Below are 17,923 nucleotides of genomic sequence, written 5' to 3' on the forward strand. Positions count from 1 at the left end.
ATTTATATGGACTATAAGTATATATAAGATTTCATGAAAAACAAGATTCTGATTCCTACAGATTTTTCCGAAAATGCATTATTTGCAGCACAATACGCCTGCAGGCTGGCGCAGCAAAACGACGCAAGCGTCACCTTATATCATTGCTATACGGCACAGTCTTCAAATTTTGATTCAGAAGAACTGGCGGAAAAATTTGAAGATGACAAAATTTTTAAAGCTGACCTGTTAATTGAGGAATTACGGAACAGCCTTATCCTTGAATTCTCCGACCTGACAATAGAAACCACTTGCGAAAGGGGGCTATTAATAGAAACCCTTCCGTTATATGTGAAACAGGAGCACATTGGGCTTATTGTAATGGGTACAACGGGCAGAGGAAACAACAAGTCTATCGTGTGGGGGAGCAATACAAGCCAAATTAGTGCACAATCCCCTGTTCCGGTAATTGCCATACCGAATAAGCATGCGTATTTTAAGCTGGAAAAAGCTGCAATTTTAACCAATTTCAAATCCGAAGAATTAGAAACCCTCAAGGATTTCTTGAATTTATTTCAACATATCCAACACCTTGAAATCATTCATGTGGTAAAAGATGAAAAGAATATAGCGCAAATTAAAGAAAAACTGGCCTCTTGGGAATTTATTGTTCAAGATTTAAATGGAATAGAGCAGGTCTCAAGCACATTAGCGTGTATCGACGAATCGGACAAAGAGTTAGACACCATTCCAGAAGTCATCAATAGTACAATTAATAAAGAAGATTTTGATATGATTGTAGTAACGAAAACACGTAAAAGTTTCTTCGAACGTTTATTTAGAAAGTCTGTTTCAAAAGAACTTACCCTTAACCTAAGGAAACCTACATTCTTTGACAACAATTAAAAAACACATTAAGCCATGACAAATAAAATAATCATTCCGGTAGATTTTTCAGAATATTCTCAAAATGCAATTGAAGTAGGTTGTGAAATCGCAAAGCAAACCTATCATGATATAGACTTGGTTCATATCTTTACAGATCATACTAATATATATCACAATGCGATTGATACGCCAGATTTAATTGACCCACGCGTTGGTATGGCAAAGAGGGATATGCAACAAGTGATTTCAAGAATAATAGGGCAATATCCGCAGGTGAATATCAATACCATTTTTAGAGATGGCAACCTATATGAAGAGATCAAAAAATTGACACATTCGAATTCGTATGACGCCATTGTAATGGGCACCAAAGGTTCTTCAGGACTTGATGCATTACTGATCGGATCTAATATGTATGATGTATTCCAGAATTCAACTACACCTGTTTTAGCAATACCTTTGAATTCAAAAAAATTCAAAAAAGACAAAGTGGGCTTGTTATGTAATTTCAAAGACGGGGAAATAGCGGTCTTGAATCAAGCCATAAAAGTGTTTAACACCAACTTCGAACTTATTTTAATACACATAAACACAAATAACACCCCAATATCTAGTATTGACAAACAGTTTGAATCTTTTATACCTCGTGTTATCGAAGAGACCGGAATAGACAATATCTCCTATGTCGTGAAAAATCAATCTTTCTTTGTCCAGTACAAAGAAAATATCTCTTCTGCTATCGACAGTGTTATAGCAGATGAATTAATAGACATCCTCTTAGTGACAAAAAGTAAAAAAAGTCTGTTCAGGCAGATCACATCTGAAAACATCGTTAAAAAAATGGCATACCAAATTAAAATACCAAAATTTTTCGCCAGATCGTAGTGACTTATTACCTTAAAGCGCTGTCCATGTAGTGCGACAGCTACATATATATTTATTTATATGTGTTAGCACCGATAAAAAACAATAATGGAATGATTTGGCAGTAGATTTGCAATGGACTTGGTATCAAATTAAATTTTATGAAACCGAGATGTAACTAATTTAAACGAACAAAGGAAAGATTAATTACATCGAGCTCTCATCAACCATTAAAAAGAAAATAAATAGATGAAAATTAGAAATTTACAAAAAGTATCTGTGTTGATTGCCGCTGGTATGATTACTACGGCGTCGTTTGCTCAGGAAAGAAACAAGACTTCCATTGAAGGCACATCTCCATTGGGCTCCACTTCGGAATACAGAACTTGGTCGGTAGGTGTCAATGCGGGTCTCCTGAACCAATCCAACATCTTCGGTTTTAACCGTGACGGTTTTGACAAATTAAACCACAACGTGGGATATAGCGCCTATATCAAAAAGCAAATCTCTCCGTCATTCGGGCTGAAAGCGCAATATATGGGTGGCAAGGTCGGTGGTATCAACGAAGACGCAACGGGAACTGATATATCCGAATTTGAAACGAAAACTCCTTGGTCTGCCGCATTATCAGCAGAGTGGACCATGGCGAATACCAACTGGCGTTTTTTCAACAGCTTTATTAAACCCTACGTTGCTGTGGGATTAGGCGGTTTAAACTTTGAGACCACTAGCATATCGGCTGACGGCACGTCAACTACTGCCGAGGCACAGACCAAACTTTACGTACCTGTAGATGCAGGTTTAAAATTTGCTGTCGCAAAGGGCATCAATATAGATCTGGGATACCAACTAAACTGGGCTAATCAGGATTTTGATGGTCAAGCAGGTGGAACTTTCAAAAACGATTTATTCTCCTATGCGCATGCCGGTTTAGAAATTGCATTAGGTAATGGCAGCAAACCGTACTTAGGAAACAGTAATCCTGTAGCTACGTTAATAGATGATTACACTAAAAAGTACGATGAACTAAAATCGGAACGTGATGCATTGGTCGCTTCAAATAATGAGTTAAAATCTCAAATGAACAACTTGAATGAAGAACTGAAAGATGATGATGGAGATGGTGTAGCGAATAAATATGACAAATGTCCCAATACACCGGCAGGAGTTAAGGTAGATGGATCAGGTTGCCCACTTCCAGAAATGAAAAATGAAACGAAAGTCATCGAGAAAATTGTCGTTACAGAAGAAGATAGAAAAGTCGTAGATGAAGCGATCAAAAATCTTGAATTTGATCTTGGCAAATCTACGATCCGATCCACCTCATTTTCCTCTTTGGATCGTGTCGCTGCATTATTGATTGAGAAAAACTTTAGCCTGAAATTAGCTGGTCATACGGACAATACCGGTTCAATGCAAACCAACTTACGTTTGTCTAAAGAGCGCGCAGAAGCTGTAAAAGCATATTTAGTATCTAAGGGAGCGAATGCATCCCGTGTAGAAGCTACTGGTTATGGCCCCAATCAACCAATTGCGACCAACGCAACAGCTGAAGGTCGTCAACAAAATCGTCGCGTAGAATTCACACTGTATTAACAGAAACACTATATAAAAAGATAAGGGAGCCATGAGCTCCCTTATCTTTTTAACCATATCGCCATGTAAGCGAAATATACCTTTTATGGATTGGATTCGCCGCTTTCAATTTCCTTACGCAGAACACTGTGTTTCCGCCCATACAAGAAATAGACCGCAACGCCAATTAACATCCAGATTCCTAAGCGTTCCCAACTTACAAGTGGTAGAGACGCCATCATTAACATGCACACAATAACACCCAATATCGGTATTAACGGCACTAACGGCGTACGAAACGGACGTTCAGCTAATGGATCTTTCTTTCTTAGCACCAAGATACCGATGCACACTAAGGTAAATGCAAGGAGCGTTCCGATACTTACCATGTGCCCCAAGTCGGAGACGGGAACAAAACCCGCAAAAATGCTAACAAAAACCATGAATATTAAGTTTGTTTTCCAAGGGGTTTGTCTTTTCGACAAATCGGAAAATATTTTCGGCAACAAACCGTCTTTACTCATCGAATAAAAGACACGACTTTGTCCGAGTAACATCACCAGAATAACAGACGTATATCCGGCAATAATCGTCACGATCATGGCCGTATTTAAAAAATGATATCCTGTTTTTTCAAAAGCGGTAGCCACAGGCTTTGCGTCGCCTTTGAAATCGGTATATGGTGCTAATCCCGTCATAACATAAGAGAAGAGCACATATAAAATAGTACAAATAATAAGCGATCCAATGATGCCAATTGGCATTCCCTTTTTTGGATTTTTCGCTTCCTGCGCAGCTGTACTAACGGCATCAAACCCGATGAAAGCAAAGAACACTACTCCTGCAGCCCGTAATATGCCACTGATTCCGTAATGTCCGAAATATCCGTCTTTAAAAAAATCAAAAAAACCAATCTTGCCCTCTTTGAGCAATGTTTCACCCTCATTCGCTGGAATGAAGGGCGTATGATTTGCTGGATTGATAAATTGCCACCCCAATGCAATAAATAACAATACAACTGCAACTTTGAGCACGACTAAAATATTGTTCACAAAAGACGACTCCTGTGTACCTCGCATGAGTAGCAAAGAGAGCAGGCAGACGATTACAATTGCCGGCAAATTGACCATTCCGCCCTCCCATGGACCTTTTAGCAGTTCCACAGGCATTTCTAACCCGAAAATCAGTAATAATTCGTTAAAATATTGAGACCAGCTTGCAGCCACGGTAGCCGCGGCCAGCGCGTATTCCAAAACCAAATCCCAGCCTATTATCCAAGCCATAAACTCGCCCATTGTTGCGTATGAATAGGTATAGGCACTTCCGGCCACCGGTATCATGGATGCAAATTCCGCATAGCAGAGACCTGCAAAGGCACAACCAATCGCGGCGATGATAAAAGCTATCGTAATAGAAGGACCCGCATGATCCGCTGCGGCGATACCGGTTAATGAAAATAATCCGGCGCCAATAATCGCTCCAACCCCGAGGGCTACTAACCCTCTGCTTGACAAGGTTCGTTTCAAAGTGCCTTCACCACTTTGTTCAGCCTCTGCGACCAATTTAGAAATAGACTTTTTATACCACATAATAAAGATTAATACATTTATAGACCCAAAGCTAAAAAAAAATAAAAAAAACCAGTGTTTTATTGAAAATTTAACCACCCTTTGTTAAAATATGCGTATTATGGTCATGTTAGCGCTTAATGTCAAATATCATATTCATCTCATAAAGCTACCTTTACAAATATAATAACCTGAACTATAGGATAATTCAGATATAATTCCTATCTTTGCATCGCCTTAGGCAATTGAGCCTATTGTATAATTTATTTCATGAACCCATTTTTAGAACTGGGAATCCGTCATGAGGTTGTTAATGCCATCACAGAGTTAGGTTTTGAAAAACCTTCCGAGATTCAGGAAAAAGCCATTCCTGTTTTATTGACTGGTAACGACGATTTTGTCGGATTAGCCCAAACCGGCACAGGTAAGACAGCGGCATTTGGTCTTCCATTATTAGAGCAATTAGACTTTTCTCAAAAACATCCACAGGCGTTGGTCTTATGTCCAACACGTGAATTGTGTTTGCAAATCGCAAAAGATTTAGAAAAATATGCTAAGTACATCGACAACGTAAACGTTGTGGCTGTCTATGGAGGTGCAAATATCAGCGACCAACTACGTCAGATCAGACGTGGCGTGCAAATTGTAGTAGCGACCCCTGGTCGTATGTTGGATATTATTGGTCGTAAAGCGATCGATTTTTCTCAAGTAAATTATGTTGTTTTGGATGAAGCGGACGAAATGTTGAACATGGGCTTCCAAGAAGACATCAACAACATTTTGTCAGAGACTCCTGACACTAAAAAAACGTGGTTATTCTCAGCTACAATGCCTGCTGAAGTTCGCCGTATAGCTAAAAACTATATGACAGATCCAGTAGAAATGACTGTAGGAACCAAAAATACAGGTAATGCGAACATCGAGCATAACTACTATTTAATTCGCGCAAAAGACAAATATGCTGCTTTCAAACGCATCGTAGATTCGAATCCCGATATCTTCGGTATCGTGTTTTGTCGTACGAAAATTGAAACGCAGGAAATTGCCGAAGCCTTGATTAAAGACGGTTATAATGCAGATTCTTTACACGGAGATTTATCTCAACAACAACGTGATAAGGTTATGAAGCGTTACCGTGATCGCAACTTACAGTTGTTGATTGCAACGGATGTTGCTGCGCGAGGTATCGATGTTAATAACGTGACACACGTAATTAACTTCTCATTACCAGACGAAATCGAAAACTACACACACCGTTCGGGCCGTACTGCTCGTGCAGGTAAGACGGGTATCTCAATCTCCTTAATCAATATTAAAGAGCAAAGTAAGATCCGTCATCTGGAGAAAGTAATCGGTAAATCATTTGACCGTAAAGAAGTTCCGCAAGGTTCTGCAGTAGTTGAAAAGCAATTATTAACTATTGTTGATAAGGTTCAAAATGTAGCAATAAACGAAGAACAAATCAATCAATTCTTACCTGCTATCATGGAAGGTTTTGAATCGTTATCTAAAGAAGATATCGTGAAAAGATTTGCTTCTCTTGAGTTCAACCGTTTCTTAGAGTATTATAAAGATGCTCCTGATTTAAATATCGATGCACGCGATACTGGAAGAGGCGATCGTGATTTTGACAGAGGTGAACGAAGAGATCGTAGCGGTTCTAAAGGATTCACACGTTTATTCATGAACTTAGGTTCAGTAGACGAATTCAATCGCGGAGAAATCTTAGGTTTTATCTGTAACACAACGAAGATATCCGGCAAGTCAATTGGTAAAATCGATTTAAAAGGCGTTTTCACTTTCTTCGAAGTACAAGACGCTGACGTTGATAAAGTAATCCAAGGATTTAAAGGCGTTGATTTCAACGGAAGAAATGTTCGCATAGAAGTATCTGGCGAAGGTGGCTCCTCTGATCGCGGCGGCAGATCACGTAATAGTGGTGGCGAACGCGGTGGCAGATCACGCTTTGGCAACAATAGTGGTGGCGACAGAAGAAGTAGTGGCGGTGATCGTAGAGAACGTAGTGGCGGCGGTGGCTTCCGTGACTTCTCTGGCAAACGTCGTGAATCTAAAAGCAAATACTAGATCGCTAGCAATTAGCTTATCATAAATAAGAGCTCCCTCAGTATAAGGGAGCTCTTGTTGTTTTATCATTCGACGGCATATTCCGAGATTTTCAATTCAATCTTAGATTAAGAAAAAAAATATAGGGATGAATAGAAAAATGACACTGCTCAATATTTAGAGAAAGCTTACTGGAACCTTTTACGCAATTGTCTTCTCCTGGATTGACGTAAGCGCGAGTTTTTCACCGGATAGTGTCTATTCTTGGTAATATTATTAAATACTAACGCAACGAGAAACAGAATCATTGCACCCGACAAAATCGGACTCAACACATACCAATACCCCATCGATGCTATCTTTGTTCCACCGGTTACCGCTATTAACGCAGTCGCTCCGCCAGGAGGGTGTAAGGTTCGGGTGACCTGCATCGCGACGATGGATAATGCCACCGCCATCGGAGCAGTTAACCATATAATATCGGGCATAATCTGGGCAACGGTGACGCCTACTAAAGCAGAAACGACATGGCCCCCAATCAAATTACGTGGTTGCGCCAACGGACTTTGTATGGCACCATATATCAATACACTCGATGCTCCGAAAGATCCTACCAAAAAAATGCTTTCCAGATCCGGGAGGCTCAACGACTGAACAAAAGCGATTATACTTATTCCGATGAATGCACCTACAAAAGACCAGAAATGTTCTTTAGGATCTACCAACGTTTCTTTGTAGAATACAACGCGATAAACTCTTAACTGTCTTTTGAGCTTTTGGGGAGACATTTATAAGATTTATATTATGGACCGCTGACGTATCGCCTCATAGATCACCACAGCTGCAGATACAGATACATTCAAAGAAGCTATTTCACCAAACATGGGAATTTTCGCTAATTTATCCGAAATACGAATCAGGTCATCAGAAACGCCCACATCTTCCGCGCCCATAATAATACAGCTCGGTACCGTGTAATCGACATCATAAATGGAGTCTTGTGTTTTTTCGGTACTCACAACTAACTGAACCCCAGATTCCATCAAATAGCGTCCCACTTTACCCAAACTATCTTGCCTGCAAACTGGAATCTTATATAAAGCTCCGGCAGATGTCTTAATCGCATCCGGGTTTATCTCCGCCGAGCCCTTCCGTGGAACAATAATAGCATGTACACCTGCACATTCAGCAGTCCGGGCAATTGCTCCCATATTCCGCACGTCGGTCACACCGTCTAGCATTAATAAAAAGGGCACTTCCCCTTTCTCATAAATTGTCGGCAATAGGTCCTCAATCTGATGATAAACGATAGGAGAAATAACGGCTATTACACCCTGGTGGTTTTTGCCCGTAATACGGTTCAATTTTTCAATTGGCACCTGTTGATAGCCGAGATTATGTTCCTTTAATAAAGATTTCAGTTCCAGAAACAAACTTCCACTTAAACCACGTTGTACAAACAGGGATTCAATTTCTTTTCCGCTATCTATCGCTTCTATCACTGCGCGAATTCCAAAAACCATCTGGTTGGATTCTCTTTTTTCACCTCTATTGTCTCTGATATGGAAAGCCATGTTATTATGTTATATTATAAAAAAAGTCAGCGTATCGTACTATTTATCGCAAAGGTAAGAAAAGAAATTTTGGTTTTTAACTTAGGCCCAAGTTAAAGGTTTTACGCAATGTTTCCAATGCAGGATTCTTTGTAGCCATTACCTGATATTTCTCTTGCGAAGTATAAGGTTTTCGCACTTTGGATTGCTCGATTTGAACCCCTTCAAGTTCCAAAGAAAAATTTCTTAACTCCACACGGAGATAGTTAAGAATATCAATTTTCCCTTCCCTAAGTTGATCCATTTGTACAGCATTCTCTACATCAACTTCGATTAAATTACCGCTTAAACGAGGCTGACTCATCGTCATAATCGTGTAAAGCGTAATCCGATTTCCTACTTTTAGATTTTCGGCCAGCACATTCCATTTTTCCAGAAAGCCATTTAATGTAACTTCTCGGAACTCATTTCCTTTTACGAGCTCTTCTTCACCTTCTTCTACCGCTTTTTCTTCAAAAACAGTACTTAAGCTCGGCACTGTTATAGATGGCTTGTAACTTCCCCATCCTTTTACCGGAGCTGGCGATTTCACCGTTGTCGATGAAGGGACAGCTGGAGCAATGGAAGAAACTTGTGTATTACCCGCCACTACTGGATGGCCAGCCGCTGTACTAGAAACTAAAGGTGCAGAAGTCGCTTTATTTGTGATTTCGGGAGCACTACTTCGCGGTATCGCTACTGATTCAGGGAGTTTTTTTTTTAATTCAGCATTTGATGCTGATATACCATTTACGCCCAATTTAATGGCAGATGACAAATGGCAGAGCTTCAGCAGGGTTAATTCAACCTGCAGCCTATGGTTCTTACTCGTTCGGTAATTGACTTCACACTGGTTTGCTATGTTTAAGGCCGATAGCAACAAACCTGTATTGATTTGTTGAGATTGCTCCAAATAGCGTTTTTTAATATTATCGCTTACTTCTAATAGCTTCAGGGTTTTTGGATCTTTTGTAACCAATAGATTTCGCAAGTGCGATGATAAACCGGCAATAAAATGCCCTCCATCAAATCCTCGATTCAAAATATTATCAAAAATCAATAATGTATCAGCGGCATTCTCTTGGGAAACTGCTGCCATCAACTGAAAATAATAATCGTAATCTAAGATATTGAGGTTATCGATTACCGCCTGATACGTAATCTGTCTATTGGAAAAACTAGCAATTTGATCAAACATCGATAAGGCGTCCCGTAAACCGCCATCCGCTTTTTGCGCGATAATATGCAATCCATCGTCTTCGTAACCGATAGATTCTTTTTGTGCGATAGTCGCTAAATGGCCAGCCATATCCTCTACCTTGATCCGATTGAAATCGAAAATCTGGCAACGGGATAATATCGTTGGCAATATCTTATGTTTTTCTGTGGTAGCAAGAATGAAAATTGCATACGCCGGTGGTTCTTCTAAAGTCTTCAGAAAGGCATTAAAAGCTGCCTGTGAAAGCATATGTACCTCGTCAATAATATAGATTTTGTACTTACCTACCTGCGGTGGAATCCGTACTTGCTCAATAAGACTCCTGATATCTTCTACCGAGTTGTTCGATGCAGCATCTAACTCATGAATACTAAATGAAGCACCATTTTGAAATGATTTACAGCTTTCGCAGGCTCCACAGGCTTCAGCTGATACCGAAATACCCTCACAGTTTATTGTCTTTGCCAAAATACGCGCGCACGTAGTCTTACCAACACCTCTCGGTCCACAAAACAGAAAAGCTTGTGCCAGTTGATTATTGTGGATTGCATTCTTTAGGGTGTTCGTAACATGTTGTTGCCCTACGACCGAATCGAAGGTAACAGGGCGATATTTACGAGCGGAGACAATAAAATTATCCATTGCTACGAAGATACGGATTTTAAGAAGTAAAAGTAAAAATTAAAAAGTAAAAATCGGAATCCCGCATTTCAGGATCCCGACCTCTAATTACAAAGAAAAGATTATTTATACCGTTTCGTTTGGTTCGATGGCTTTCCAAACAACGGCTGCAAGTATTGCTCCGACCACTGGGGCGACGATGAATAACCACAACTGCGACAATGCCTGCCCTCCCGCTAATAAAGCCGGACCAAATGAGCGAGCTGGATTCACGGAAGTTCCCGTGATAGGAATTGCAACTAGGTGAATTAACAACAAGGTGAAACCAATGGCTAAGCCAGCCATCGTGGCATTACCTACCTTAGAAGTTGTAGCTAAAATCACAAACAAGAAAATAAAGGTCAAGACGGCTTCCGTTAGAAAAGCAGCACCGGTACCGTATTCATTTTGGTATCCCTCTCCCCATCCATTCGAACCGTACGCCCATTCCCCTGCTGTGAATCCGGCCAATTGCCCACTCAATAATGTTTGCAAAACAAAAGCACCTAATAATGCTCCGACGAGTTGTGCTACAATGTATATAGCAGCATCCTTCGCAGATATTCGACCAGCAACTAGAACGCCGATCGTAACGGCGGGATTAATGTGGCATCCCGAGATACCACCGATTGCATAAGCAAATACCACGACGGACAGACCAAAAGCAACAGAAATACCCAGTAGCCCTAACCCAGCTGTACCTGCTAAAGTGGCACCCCCTGCTACTGCAGCGGCCCCACACCCAAACAATACCAAACCAAAAGTTCCAATCAGTTCAGCAACAAATTTTGATGATGTTTTAATTTCCATAACATAGTAAATTTTATAATACACTTAAAATTAGTAAATTTTAAGCAACCACACTAACAATAGAGTAATTATTTAATCTAAATTATATATCAAGGTAATAGTCCTGTACTAATACTATTTTTAAACCACTATTTTCTCATGTCGTTTTCAACAATATCCATACATTTACATAAAAGGACAATATGGCGAATGAACAAGAATTAAATGAGCTGGCAGCCCAATTGAGGAAACCACATGGAGAACAGGGAATTGAAGTAGCCAGTATGATGAATGAAACCAATCAAAAGATGACGCATCATGCGATCGATCTGCTAAAAATTGGTCCTGATGAAAACGTACTGGAACTTGGCCATGGAAACTGCGGGCATCTTTCCTATTTATTCAGTCAGCAAAAAGACAGCACTTACTATGGTCTAGAAATAGCCGAGCTAATGACCAAAGAAGCACAACGAATTAATCGAGATTTTATTAATCGTGGACGAGCATCTTTTCAGTTATATGATGGGGTAAACATCCCCTTTTCAACCGATTATTTTAATAAAATTTTCACGGTAAATACGATTTATTTCTGGACAGACCCTGCCGCGTTATTTGTAGAACTCTATCGGGTTACCAAACCGAACGGCATCGTTAACATTACGTTTGCACAGCGGGATTTTATGGAAAAACTTCCGTTCACACCTTTTGGGTTTGAATTGTACGATACAAATAAAGTCATCAGTTTAGTCGAGCAAAGTGCCTTTAAAGTTGGCGATGTACAGTCGTTAAATGAGCAAGTCAAAAGCAAAACTGGTGATTTGGTAACGAGGGAATTTACGACAGTTACGCTTCATAAATAGCAAGTATCGAAATTTGGTGCAGTATTTGCGGCTTAATTGTTAATACCACGAACAGAAAACTGTTCTATAACTCCTCCTTCTTCCCAAGTCCGTAGAAGTCCGTTCAAGTCCGTAGAAGTCCGCTTATGTCCGTTTTAACTTGCAAAGAGCTAGGGCATAGCTTCGAGGTAACTTCGATCTTTAATTACTTTTCTTCTTCGGATAGTTCTATTTAGTGTGAAATTCCGATCGTTAACTGGGGAACATTGCAATACATGCTAAAAAAATTGTACATGGTAGGGCGAATAGCACTCGGAGAATAAAATAAAAAACGCCACAGAACTTCGCTTATCAAAATTATTTTTATTAATTTTATATTAAATCTATGTAAATAAATTGTTATCAAAATGAAGCGGAGATATGTATACATCTTTTCTTGTTGTGTAGCTTTACTCTATACAATAGCTTCTTTTGGGCAATCCGTAGACACCATAGATTTTTTCAAAGAACCTTTTGTTTTTGATAAATCAAAAACTCCTCAAATTCAAATCCAGGGAGAAACAGGTGAAAAATCTATACTCGAATTTTACAACACTATTGATTCGGCGCATTACGATCAACTTATTAGTCGCCTGAAGGAATTTAAAGCGCAAAAAAAATTAAATGATTGGCTCTATTATCAGCTTATTAGAAAGGTTTCAGAGGCCATAAGTCCAAAAGCAGATAATTATCATCGTTATACATTGTACAAGTGGTATTTGATGAACAAATCTGGATATGATGCTAGATTGGCTGTGGGTGACGGGCAAATTATCTTTTATATCAGAAATAGAGAGGATATTTCTGATATCCCCTTTTTTATAGTCGATGGTCAACAGTTTACCTGCCTCAATTATCACGATTACGGCAAGTTATTTAAGCGTTCGGATGTGTATAAACCTGTTCTGATCCGTATTCCCGGAGCTACAAATGATTTCAGTTACAAAATAGCTGAAATGCCTGAGTTTAAAGACGACTCTTACGCTGTAAAAAACATAAACTTTCACTATAACAATAAGGTGTATGAATTCGACATCAAGGTAAACGACAATATTGCAACTATCTTTAAAAATTATCCTGGTGTCGACTTTGAAACCTATTTTAATATCCCGCTGACTAAAGTGACCTACCAATCACTCATTCCCGTCCTTCGAGAAAACATCAAGGATATGGATACCAAAAATGGCGTTGATTATTTGATGCGATTTACTCGATATGCATTTTTATATGAGAACGATGACGCCAATTTTGGCATGGAGAAGCGGCTATCCCCAGAACAGACACTGATCCATAATTACAGCGATTGCGATGACCGTGCTGCCCTATTCTTCTTTTTGGTAAAGGAAATTTACAATCTACCTATGATTGCCATACTCTATCCTACGCATATTACAATGGCGGTTCAATTTGAACACAGCATTGGAGATGCCATAAAATACGAGGGTCAATATTTTTCGATCTGCGAACCGACACCGCAAGGACAACATCTAAATATTGGTGAAGTCGCTGATAAGTATAAACACGAAAACTACAAGATAGTATATCATTATCAACCGAGATAGGCCCCAATATATCGAAGAAAATCAAGCTTTGTAAAAAAGCTGTAAACAAAAAAGCCGGCTTCGAGAGCCGGCTTTAATATTTTAATTAAAAATGTTTTTTGGTTACAGTCCTACAGTCCAGCCTTTAGCCCATTCAGGAGTAGCTGTACCAGCACCTGCACCAGTTGCAGCATCATTTTCTGTAAAGATTGCAGAAACATCTACTGGTTCCCCCGGGATATCTTTTCCATCAGCATCTTTTCCTGGGCTCGTCTTTTTACCTTTTGACTTCGTAACGACGTTATCAAATTTTACGTTGGTAACTTTTAGCGAACCATCTGCTACATAACCAACACCTTCGTTATGTTCTACATCAAAACCAACAGACCAAGCGCTTAAGACTACATTATCAATCTGTGCTTTAGTTCCTACACGTAATTTCATCGCCTGAGGCTCGGCCAGACCTTCTCCCGCACCGCGTCCGATTAACGTTAAGTTTTTAATTGTTGGGTTAGAGATAGGATTAGCCAGATGGTTATTTGAATTGTTGTCCGCTTCAATACCTCTGTTCCCTTTTGACGAAGCCTCTTTACCATACCAGTTCTCATTCGTACCGTTCCATCCTTCTGTCCAGTCAAACTGGTCATCTTCGTTAGCAGTTGCTACTAAATATTTCGTATCCACAGTACCACCAAACCATTCGAAACCATCATCCGAACCTTCATGAACCTGAATATATTCAATTGTAGTGCCTTTACCCACACCAAACATAGACAACCCATTAAATTCTTTCTCAGAGCTATAAGAATAACCAGAGTATTCAATACGTGCATATTTAAGTATACCTGAGTTGTCATTTTCCGCTGTACCACCATACGGCAATCCTGAAACCTCTGCGTTTGCAGTGTTTCCTTTGTTAATTGGAGCCTTACCACACAATACAATTCCACCCCATGCTTGCTGTGTTTTATTAGTCGCTGTAAAGACAATAGGTTTTTCCTTAGTTCCCTCAGCAAGAACCTGACCTTCTTGAGCTACTGCAATATAACGAATCTCTTCCCCGTCTTGGAAAGGAGTCGCCTCTACTATTACACCTGCCTTAATAGTCAATTTTCCGCCAGCTCTTACGATCAATGGACCAGTCAATTTATAAGTACCATTTTCTAAAATTAAGTTTTCACCACTTTTGACTTCTCCCTTTAGATTGTTACGAATATCATTATCAATGATATCAATTGGATCGTCATTATCACTACAAGCAGTAAAAACGATCGGCGTAGCTGCAAGCAGAGCTAACATTAACAGTGTAGAAGTAGATCTTTTCATTTTTTTGATTTTAATTTTATTCTTTCTCTATTGCAAAGAAAGCTGTTTTATATTTATTTATAATTAACTCTATGTTAGATTTTCGTTAACGATAGTATTTAGAACTTATAATTAACACCTAAGCTAAAAAACGCACCCCTTTTGTAAGACATAACCTGTATGGGTACTTCGTTTTCTTGCCATCTTTCAAAAGAGGGATTAAGGATATTTCGTGCTGCTAAATCTACTCCTATATGCCTAGTAACTTTAGACTTCAGTACAAAATCCAATGTCCCTAACCCCTTGTCAACCCAGTTGCCACGACCATTGGTTCCGACAGCGTTAAGTTTATCTGAATAATAATTATAGAGTAGAGTAGCTGTGAGGTTACGATTATTATCAAAGCTCTTTAGATAGGATACGTCAGCATTGACAATAAAATCTGATGCTCCTGTAAATTTTGATGACACTTGCGTTGGATCAATATTAATTAAACCCTCTGTCTCATTACGAACTTTATCGGGATCGAACTTTTGATCTGTCTTCATAATAGCAGTATTAAATCCTATCGAAAGTTTATCATTTACCAAGTTCATTAGATACTTTTTAGCTTCAACTTCTACACCATAAACATACCCTTTATCACCTGTATTGGCATAAGAGATATCATTGGCTGATGAAGACACCATTATCTCATTGATGGGATTTTCAATATATTTCCCAAAAGCCGTGACGGAATATAACTCTCCGTCTTTGGGAAACATCTCCCATTTTAAATCGAGGTTATAGTTATCCGAAGCATACAGATACTGATTACCAACTATAGTCTGCGTTACTTCTTCATACGGGAAGCGGGCTCGTTCCTTAAATTGGGGCAATGTATAAGTCTTGCTTGCCCCTAGACGTAAATTATTTTTATCATTCAAGGTATATTTAAGGTTCAAACTTGGTAAAAAACCATTTTTCTTTAATGTATTGTTACCTCTTGAATATTCAATGCTATAGAAATCTACATATTGCTTAATATTTTCATAACGCATCCCCAATACCCCTGTCAAACTCTCCGTCAACTTATAATCTATGTTAGCATATGCTGCATGAATATCTTGGTCGCCATTGTAGTTTTGGAAAGCATTACCGGCTAAACCAACGATATTATAAAAGCTCCCATACCCAGAGGCTCCTAAATATTGATCCAAATTAGAAGGATCGATCTTCGTTGTACCCTGTTGACCATCCAAAATATTGAAATTAAGCTGCATTACATCAAATGAGCGTTCTTTCATCCTTCCGTTATAGCCTACTGTAAACTTACCTTTATCAGCTCCAAGTTTGTAAGAAGCAGACACATTTGCTGCTAATTCATTTTCTTTCAAATAATAAGTATAGCGATGGTTATCCGCTGCATTGATCCGAATAAAATAGTGATCTCCGTCGGTTGTCTCGCTGTACATACTCTGCAAACGATCCGGCATATCCCCCTTCACATTGTTGTAGGCTAATCCCCAATCCAATTCTAGTTTATCCGTTAAAGTATGCTTACCTAACAACTGGTTGATCAATAATTGTGTGCTTGAGAATGTGCTACGGTTAACAGTTCCACGATAGTTTTCTGCATCAACACCAGCATCTCTAATAAAGCCTGTAAACATATCCCGATAATGATTGCCTGCATTGACATACATAAAATTGTACGTCAGTTTATGTTTAGCATTAATTTGGTAATTAGCATTCAACATTCCTGTGGTATTTGCCGTATAGTTTTGCTGCGATTGGTTTAAAGCTTTTAACGGGGCACCTTGAGCACTAAAACTTGAATTCACTCCATCGCGCGCACCATAACCATTCGCAAAATTAACTACCGCGAATAAGCTCAATCTACCTTCCTCGCCAACTTTGAATGAATCCCCTGCTTTTACTGCAAAATTAAGTGGAGTTACTGTCTTCTTCTTGGGATCCCAGCCATTCTTAAAATGGTAACTACCTTGGGCATCTGCTGGTGCATTGTAATCAGAATAACCAAAAAAATTCGGACCATCTTGCAGATAAAAATTGTCCCACTGCTTCAAAGCATTGGTATTTATTGTAGATCCTAACGAGACTTCAAATAAACGATCGCCTGTAAAATCTTTAGATCCGATATTGACAGTTGCACCACCAAAGTCTCCGCTCAAAGAAGAATGATGTGATTTATCAACACCTACGTAGTCGACTACATCTGTCGTAAATATATCTAAAGCAATGTTTTTCAAGTTAGGATCACTCGAAGGAACAGGCAAGCCATTTAGGGAAGTCGAGATATAACGATCGCCTAGTCCGCGTACATAAACTTGAGTAGAACCTTCTTGTCTGGAAACACCTGATAATTGGCTTACTGCAGCAGCAGCATCTCCCACCCCTTTTCTAGAGAGCTCCTGTGCACCGATCTTCTCAACGAAGAGATTGGAGTTTTTACGTTCTTCCAACAGCGCTATTTCGCTAGCTTGTATACGTCGTCTTGTGACGACCACCTCATCCAAAGTAGATGACTCGTTCACTAAAACGATACTGACATTTTCCCAGTTTTTATCCGCCAATACAATCGGCGTGATTTCTTTGGTGTATCCTAAATAGCTACTTACTATTTCATAAATACCTTTTTTATTTACCGGAATAATAAACTCTCCGTTTTCATTGGTAGAAGTCGCTTTACTATTGTCTGCTAAGGAAACACTTACACCAGAAATTGGCTTCATGGTCTCGACATCGATAATCCTACCGCGGATACCTAAAGTTGATCCAGAGGCAGAAACACCATCAGCAACGGAAGCACTATTCTTCTGTTGTGCATTCAATGTCTTGGTAGTATCCTGTTTATTGGAATTCTTCGGTAAGATATTCCCTTTGGGATCTACTTTCTGTGCAGAAACAACTGAGCATACTATTATACCTAATAATAGTAGACTTGCTCTTTTAATGTTTAAATTTAGTTTCAACTTGAATTAATTTTAATTTAACACAA

General features: G+C 39.3%; 13 protein-coding genes. 6 read left to right on the forward strand and 7 right to left on the reverse strand.

The window, feature by feature from the left end; all coding sequences use genetic code 11:
• Window positions 1–33 precede the first annotated feature (33 nt).
• The 3 genes from C4F40_RS09955 (at window position 34) to C4F40_RS09965 (ending at window position 3,327) form a co-directional block, all read left to right on the forward strand.
• Window positions 34–885, forward strand: a complete 852-nt coding sequence (locus C4F40_RS09955; protein WP_196939167.1) for a universal stress protein — start codon at window positions 34–36, stop codon at window positions 883–885.
• Between the two features lie 15 nt (window positions 886–900).
• Entirely contained in the window at window positions 901–1,752 is an 852-nt protein-coding gene (locus C4F40_RS09960) for a universal stress protein (protein WP_196939168.1), read from the forward strand.
• A gap of 228 nt (window positions 1,753–1,980) precedes the next feature.
• Window positions 1,981–3,327: an OmpA family protein gene (locus C4F40_RS09965; RefSeq protein ID WP_196939169.1), complete on the forward strand. Its 1,347-nt coding sequence runs from the start codon at window positions 1,981–1,983 to the stop codon at window positions 3,325–3,327.
• A gap of 83 nt (window positions 3,328–3,410) precedes the next feature.
• On the opposite strand, the gene C4F40_RS09970 is transcribed toward C4F40_RS09965, so the two are convergent.
• Window positions 3,411–4,895 carry an amino acid permease gene (locus C4F40_RS09970; protein WP_196939170.1) on the reverse strand — a complete coding sequence of 495 codons (1,485 nt, stop codon included), beginning with the start codon at window positions 4,893–4,895 and terminating at the stop codon, window positions 3,411–3,413.
• A gap of 249 nt (window positions 4,896–5,144) precedes the next feature.
• Between C4F40_RS09970 and C4F40_RS09975 the strand changes: the two genes are divergently transcribed.
• Complete coding sequence (locus tag C4F40_RS09975) at window positions 5,145–6,959, forward strand: DEAD/DEAH box helicase (RefSeq protein WP_196939171.1); 1,815 nt, start codon at window positions 5,145–5,147, stop codon at window positions 6,957–6,959.
• A 167-nt stretch (window positions 6,960–7,126) separates the two neighbouring features.
• Here the strand turns inward: C4F40_RS09975 and C4F40_RS09980 are convergent, their stop codons facing one another.
• From C4F40_RS09980 to C4F40_RS09995, 4 genes are all read right to left on the reverse strand, one after another.
• Window positions 7,127–7,726, reverse strand: a complete 600-nt coding sequence (locus tag C4F40_RS09980; protein ID WP_196939172.1) for an HPP family protein — start codon at window positions 7,724–7,726, stop codon at window positions 7,127–7,129.
• A gap of 9 nt (window positions 7,727–7,735) precedes the next feature.
• Window positions 7,736–8,512, reverse strand: a complete 777-nt coding sequence (gene rlmB / locus C4F40_RS09985; protein WP_231389993.1) for a 23S rRNA (guanosine(2251)-2'-O)-methyltransferase RlmB — start codon at window positions 8,510–8,512, stop codon at window positions 7,736–7,738.
• Window positions 8,513–8,588: 76 nt separating this feature from the next.
• Window positions 8,589–10,391: a DNA polymerase III subunit gamma/tau gene (locus C4F40_RS09990; protein ID WP_196939173.1), complete on the reverse strand. Its 1,803-nt coding sequence runs from the start codon at window positions 10,389–10,391 to the stop codon at window positions 8,589–8,591.
• A 105-nt stretch (window positions 10,392–10,496) separates the two neighbouring features.
• Window positions 10,497–11,219 carry an MIP family channel protein gene (locus C4F40_RS09995; RefSeq protein ID WP_196939174.1) on the reverse strand — a complete coding sequence of 241 codons (723 nt, stop codon included), beginning with the start codon at window positions 11,217–11,219 and terminating at the stop codon, window positions 10,497–10,499.
• 182 nt (window positions 11,220–11,401) lie between these two features.
• Between C4F40_RS09995 and C4F40_RS10000 the strand changes: the two genes are divergently transcribed.
• The gene (locus C4F40_RS10000; RefSeq protein WP_196939175.1) at window positions 11,402–12,058 is read left to right on the forward strand and encodes a class I SAM-dependent methyltransferase; all 657 of its coding nucleotides are present in this window, start codon (window positions 11,402–11,404) and stop codon (window positions 12,056–12,058) included.
• Between the two features lie 386 nt (window positions 12,059–12,444).
• Entirely contained in the window at window positions 12,445–13,638 is a 1,194-nt protein-coding gene (locus C4F40_RS10005) for a hypothetical protein (protein ID WP_196939176.1), read from the forward strand.
• A gap of 102 nt (window positions 13,639–13,740) precedes the next feature.
• Here C4F40_RS10005 and C4F40_RS10010 read toward each other — a convergent pair whose 3' ends face one another.
• On the reverse strand, window positions 13,741–14,916 hold the full coding sequence (locus C4F40_RS10010; protein WP_196939177.1) for a hypothetical protein: 1,176 nt from the start codon (window positions 14,914–14,916) through the stop codon (window positions 13,741–13,743).
• A gap of 125 nt (window positions 14,917–15,041) precedes the next feature.
• On the reverse strand, window positions 15,042–17,897 hold the full coding sequence (locus C4F40_RS10015) for a TonB-dependent receptor (RefSeq protein ID WP_196939178.1): 2,856 nt from the start codon (window positions 17,895–17,897) through the stop codon (window positions 15,042–15,044).
• Between the last annotated feature and the right edge of the window lie 26 nt (window positions 17,898–17,923).

Source organism: Sphingobacterium pedocola (assembly GCF_015209965.1).
Classification (GTDB): domain Bacteria; phylum Bacteroidota; class Bacteroidia; order Sphingobacteriales; family Sphingobacteriaceae; genus Sphingobacterium; species Sphingobacterium pedocola.

What these genes read in the sequence shown, in the direction of transcription:
- C4F40_RS09955 (WP_196939167.1), top strand. Translation starts at nt 34, where the DNA reads ATGAAAAACAAGATTCTGATTCCTACAGATTTTTCCGAAAATGCATTA.
- C4F40_RS09960 (WP_196939168.1), top strand. Translation starts at nt 901, where the DNA reads ATGACAAATAAAATAATCATTCCGGTAGATTTTTCAGAATATTCTCAA.
- C4F40_RS09965 (WP_196939169.1), top strand. Translation starts at nt 1,981, where the DNA reads ATGAAAATTAGAAATTTACAAAAAGTATCTGTGTTGATTGCCGCTGGT.
- C4F40_RS09970 (WP_196939170.1), bottom strand. Translation starts at nt 4,895, where the DNA reads ATGTGGTATAAAAAGTCTATTTCTAAATTGGTCGCAGAGGCTGAACAA.
- C4F40_RS09975 (WP_196939171.1), top strand. Translation starts at nt 5,145, where the DNA reads ATGAACCCATTTTTAGAACTGGGAATCCGTCATGAGGTTGTTAATGCC.
- C4F40_RS09980 (WP_196939172.1), bottom strand. Translation starts at nt 7,726, where the DNA reads ATGTCTCCCCAAAAGCTCAAAAGACAGTTAAGAGTTTATCGCGTTGTA.
- rlmB (WP_231389993.1), bottom strand. Translation starts at nt 8,512, where the DNA reads ATGGCTTTCCATATCAGAGACAATAGAGGTGAAAAAAGAGAATCCAAC.
- C4F40_RS09990 (WP_196939173.1), bottom strand. Translation starts at nt 10,391, where the DNA reads ATGGATAATTTTATTGTCTCCGCTCGTAAATATCGCCCTGTTACCTTC.
- C4F40_RS09995 (WP_196939174.1), bottom strand. Translation starts at nt 11,219, where the DNA reads ATGGAAATTAAAACATCATCAAAATTTGTTGCTGAACTGATTGGAACT.
- C4F40_RS10000 (WP_196939175.1), top strand. Translation starts at nt 11,402, where the DNA reads ATGGCGAATGAACAAGAATTAAATGAGCTGGCAGCCCAATTGAGGAAA.
- C4F40_RS10005 (WP_196939176.1), top strand. Translation starts at nt 12,445, where the DNA reads ATGAAGCGGAGATATGTATACATCTTTTCTTGTTGTGTAGCTTTACTC.
- C4F40_RS10010 (WP_196939177.1), bottom strand. Translation starts at nt 14,916, where the DNA reads ATGTTAGCTCTGCTTGCAGCTACGCCGATCGTTTTTACTGCTTGTAGT.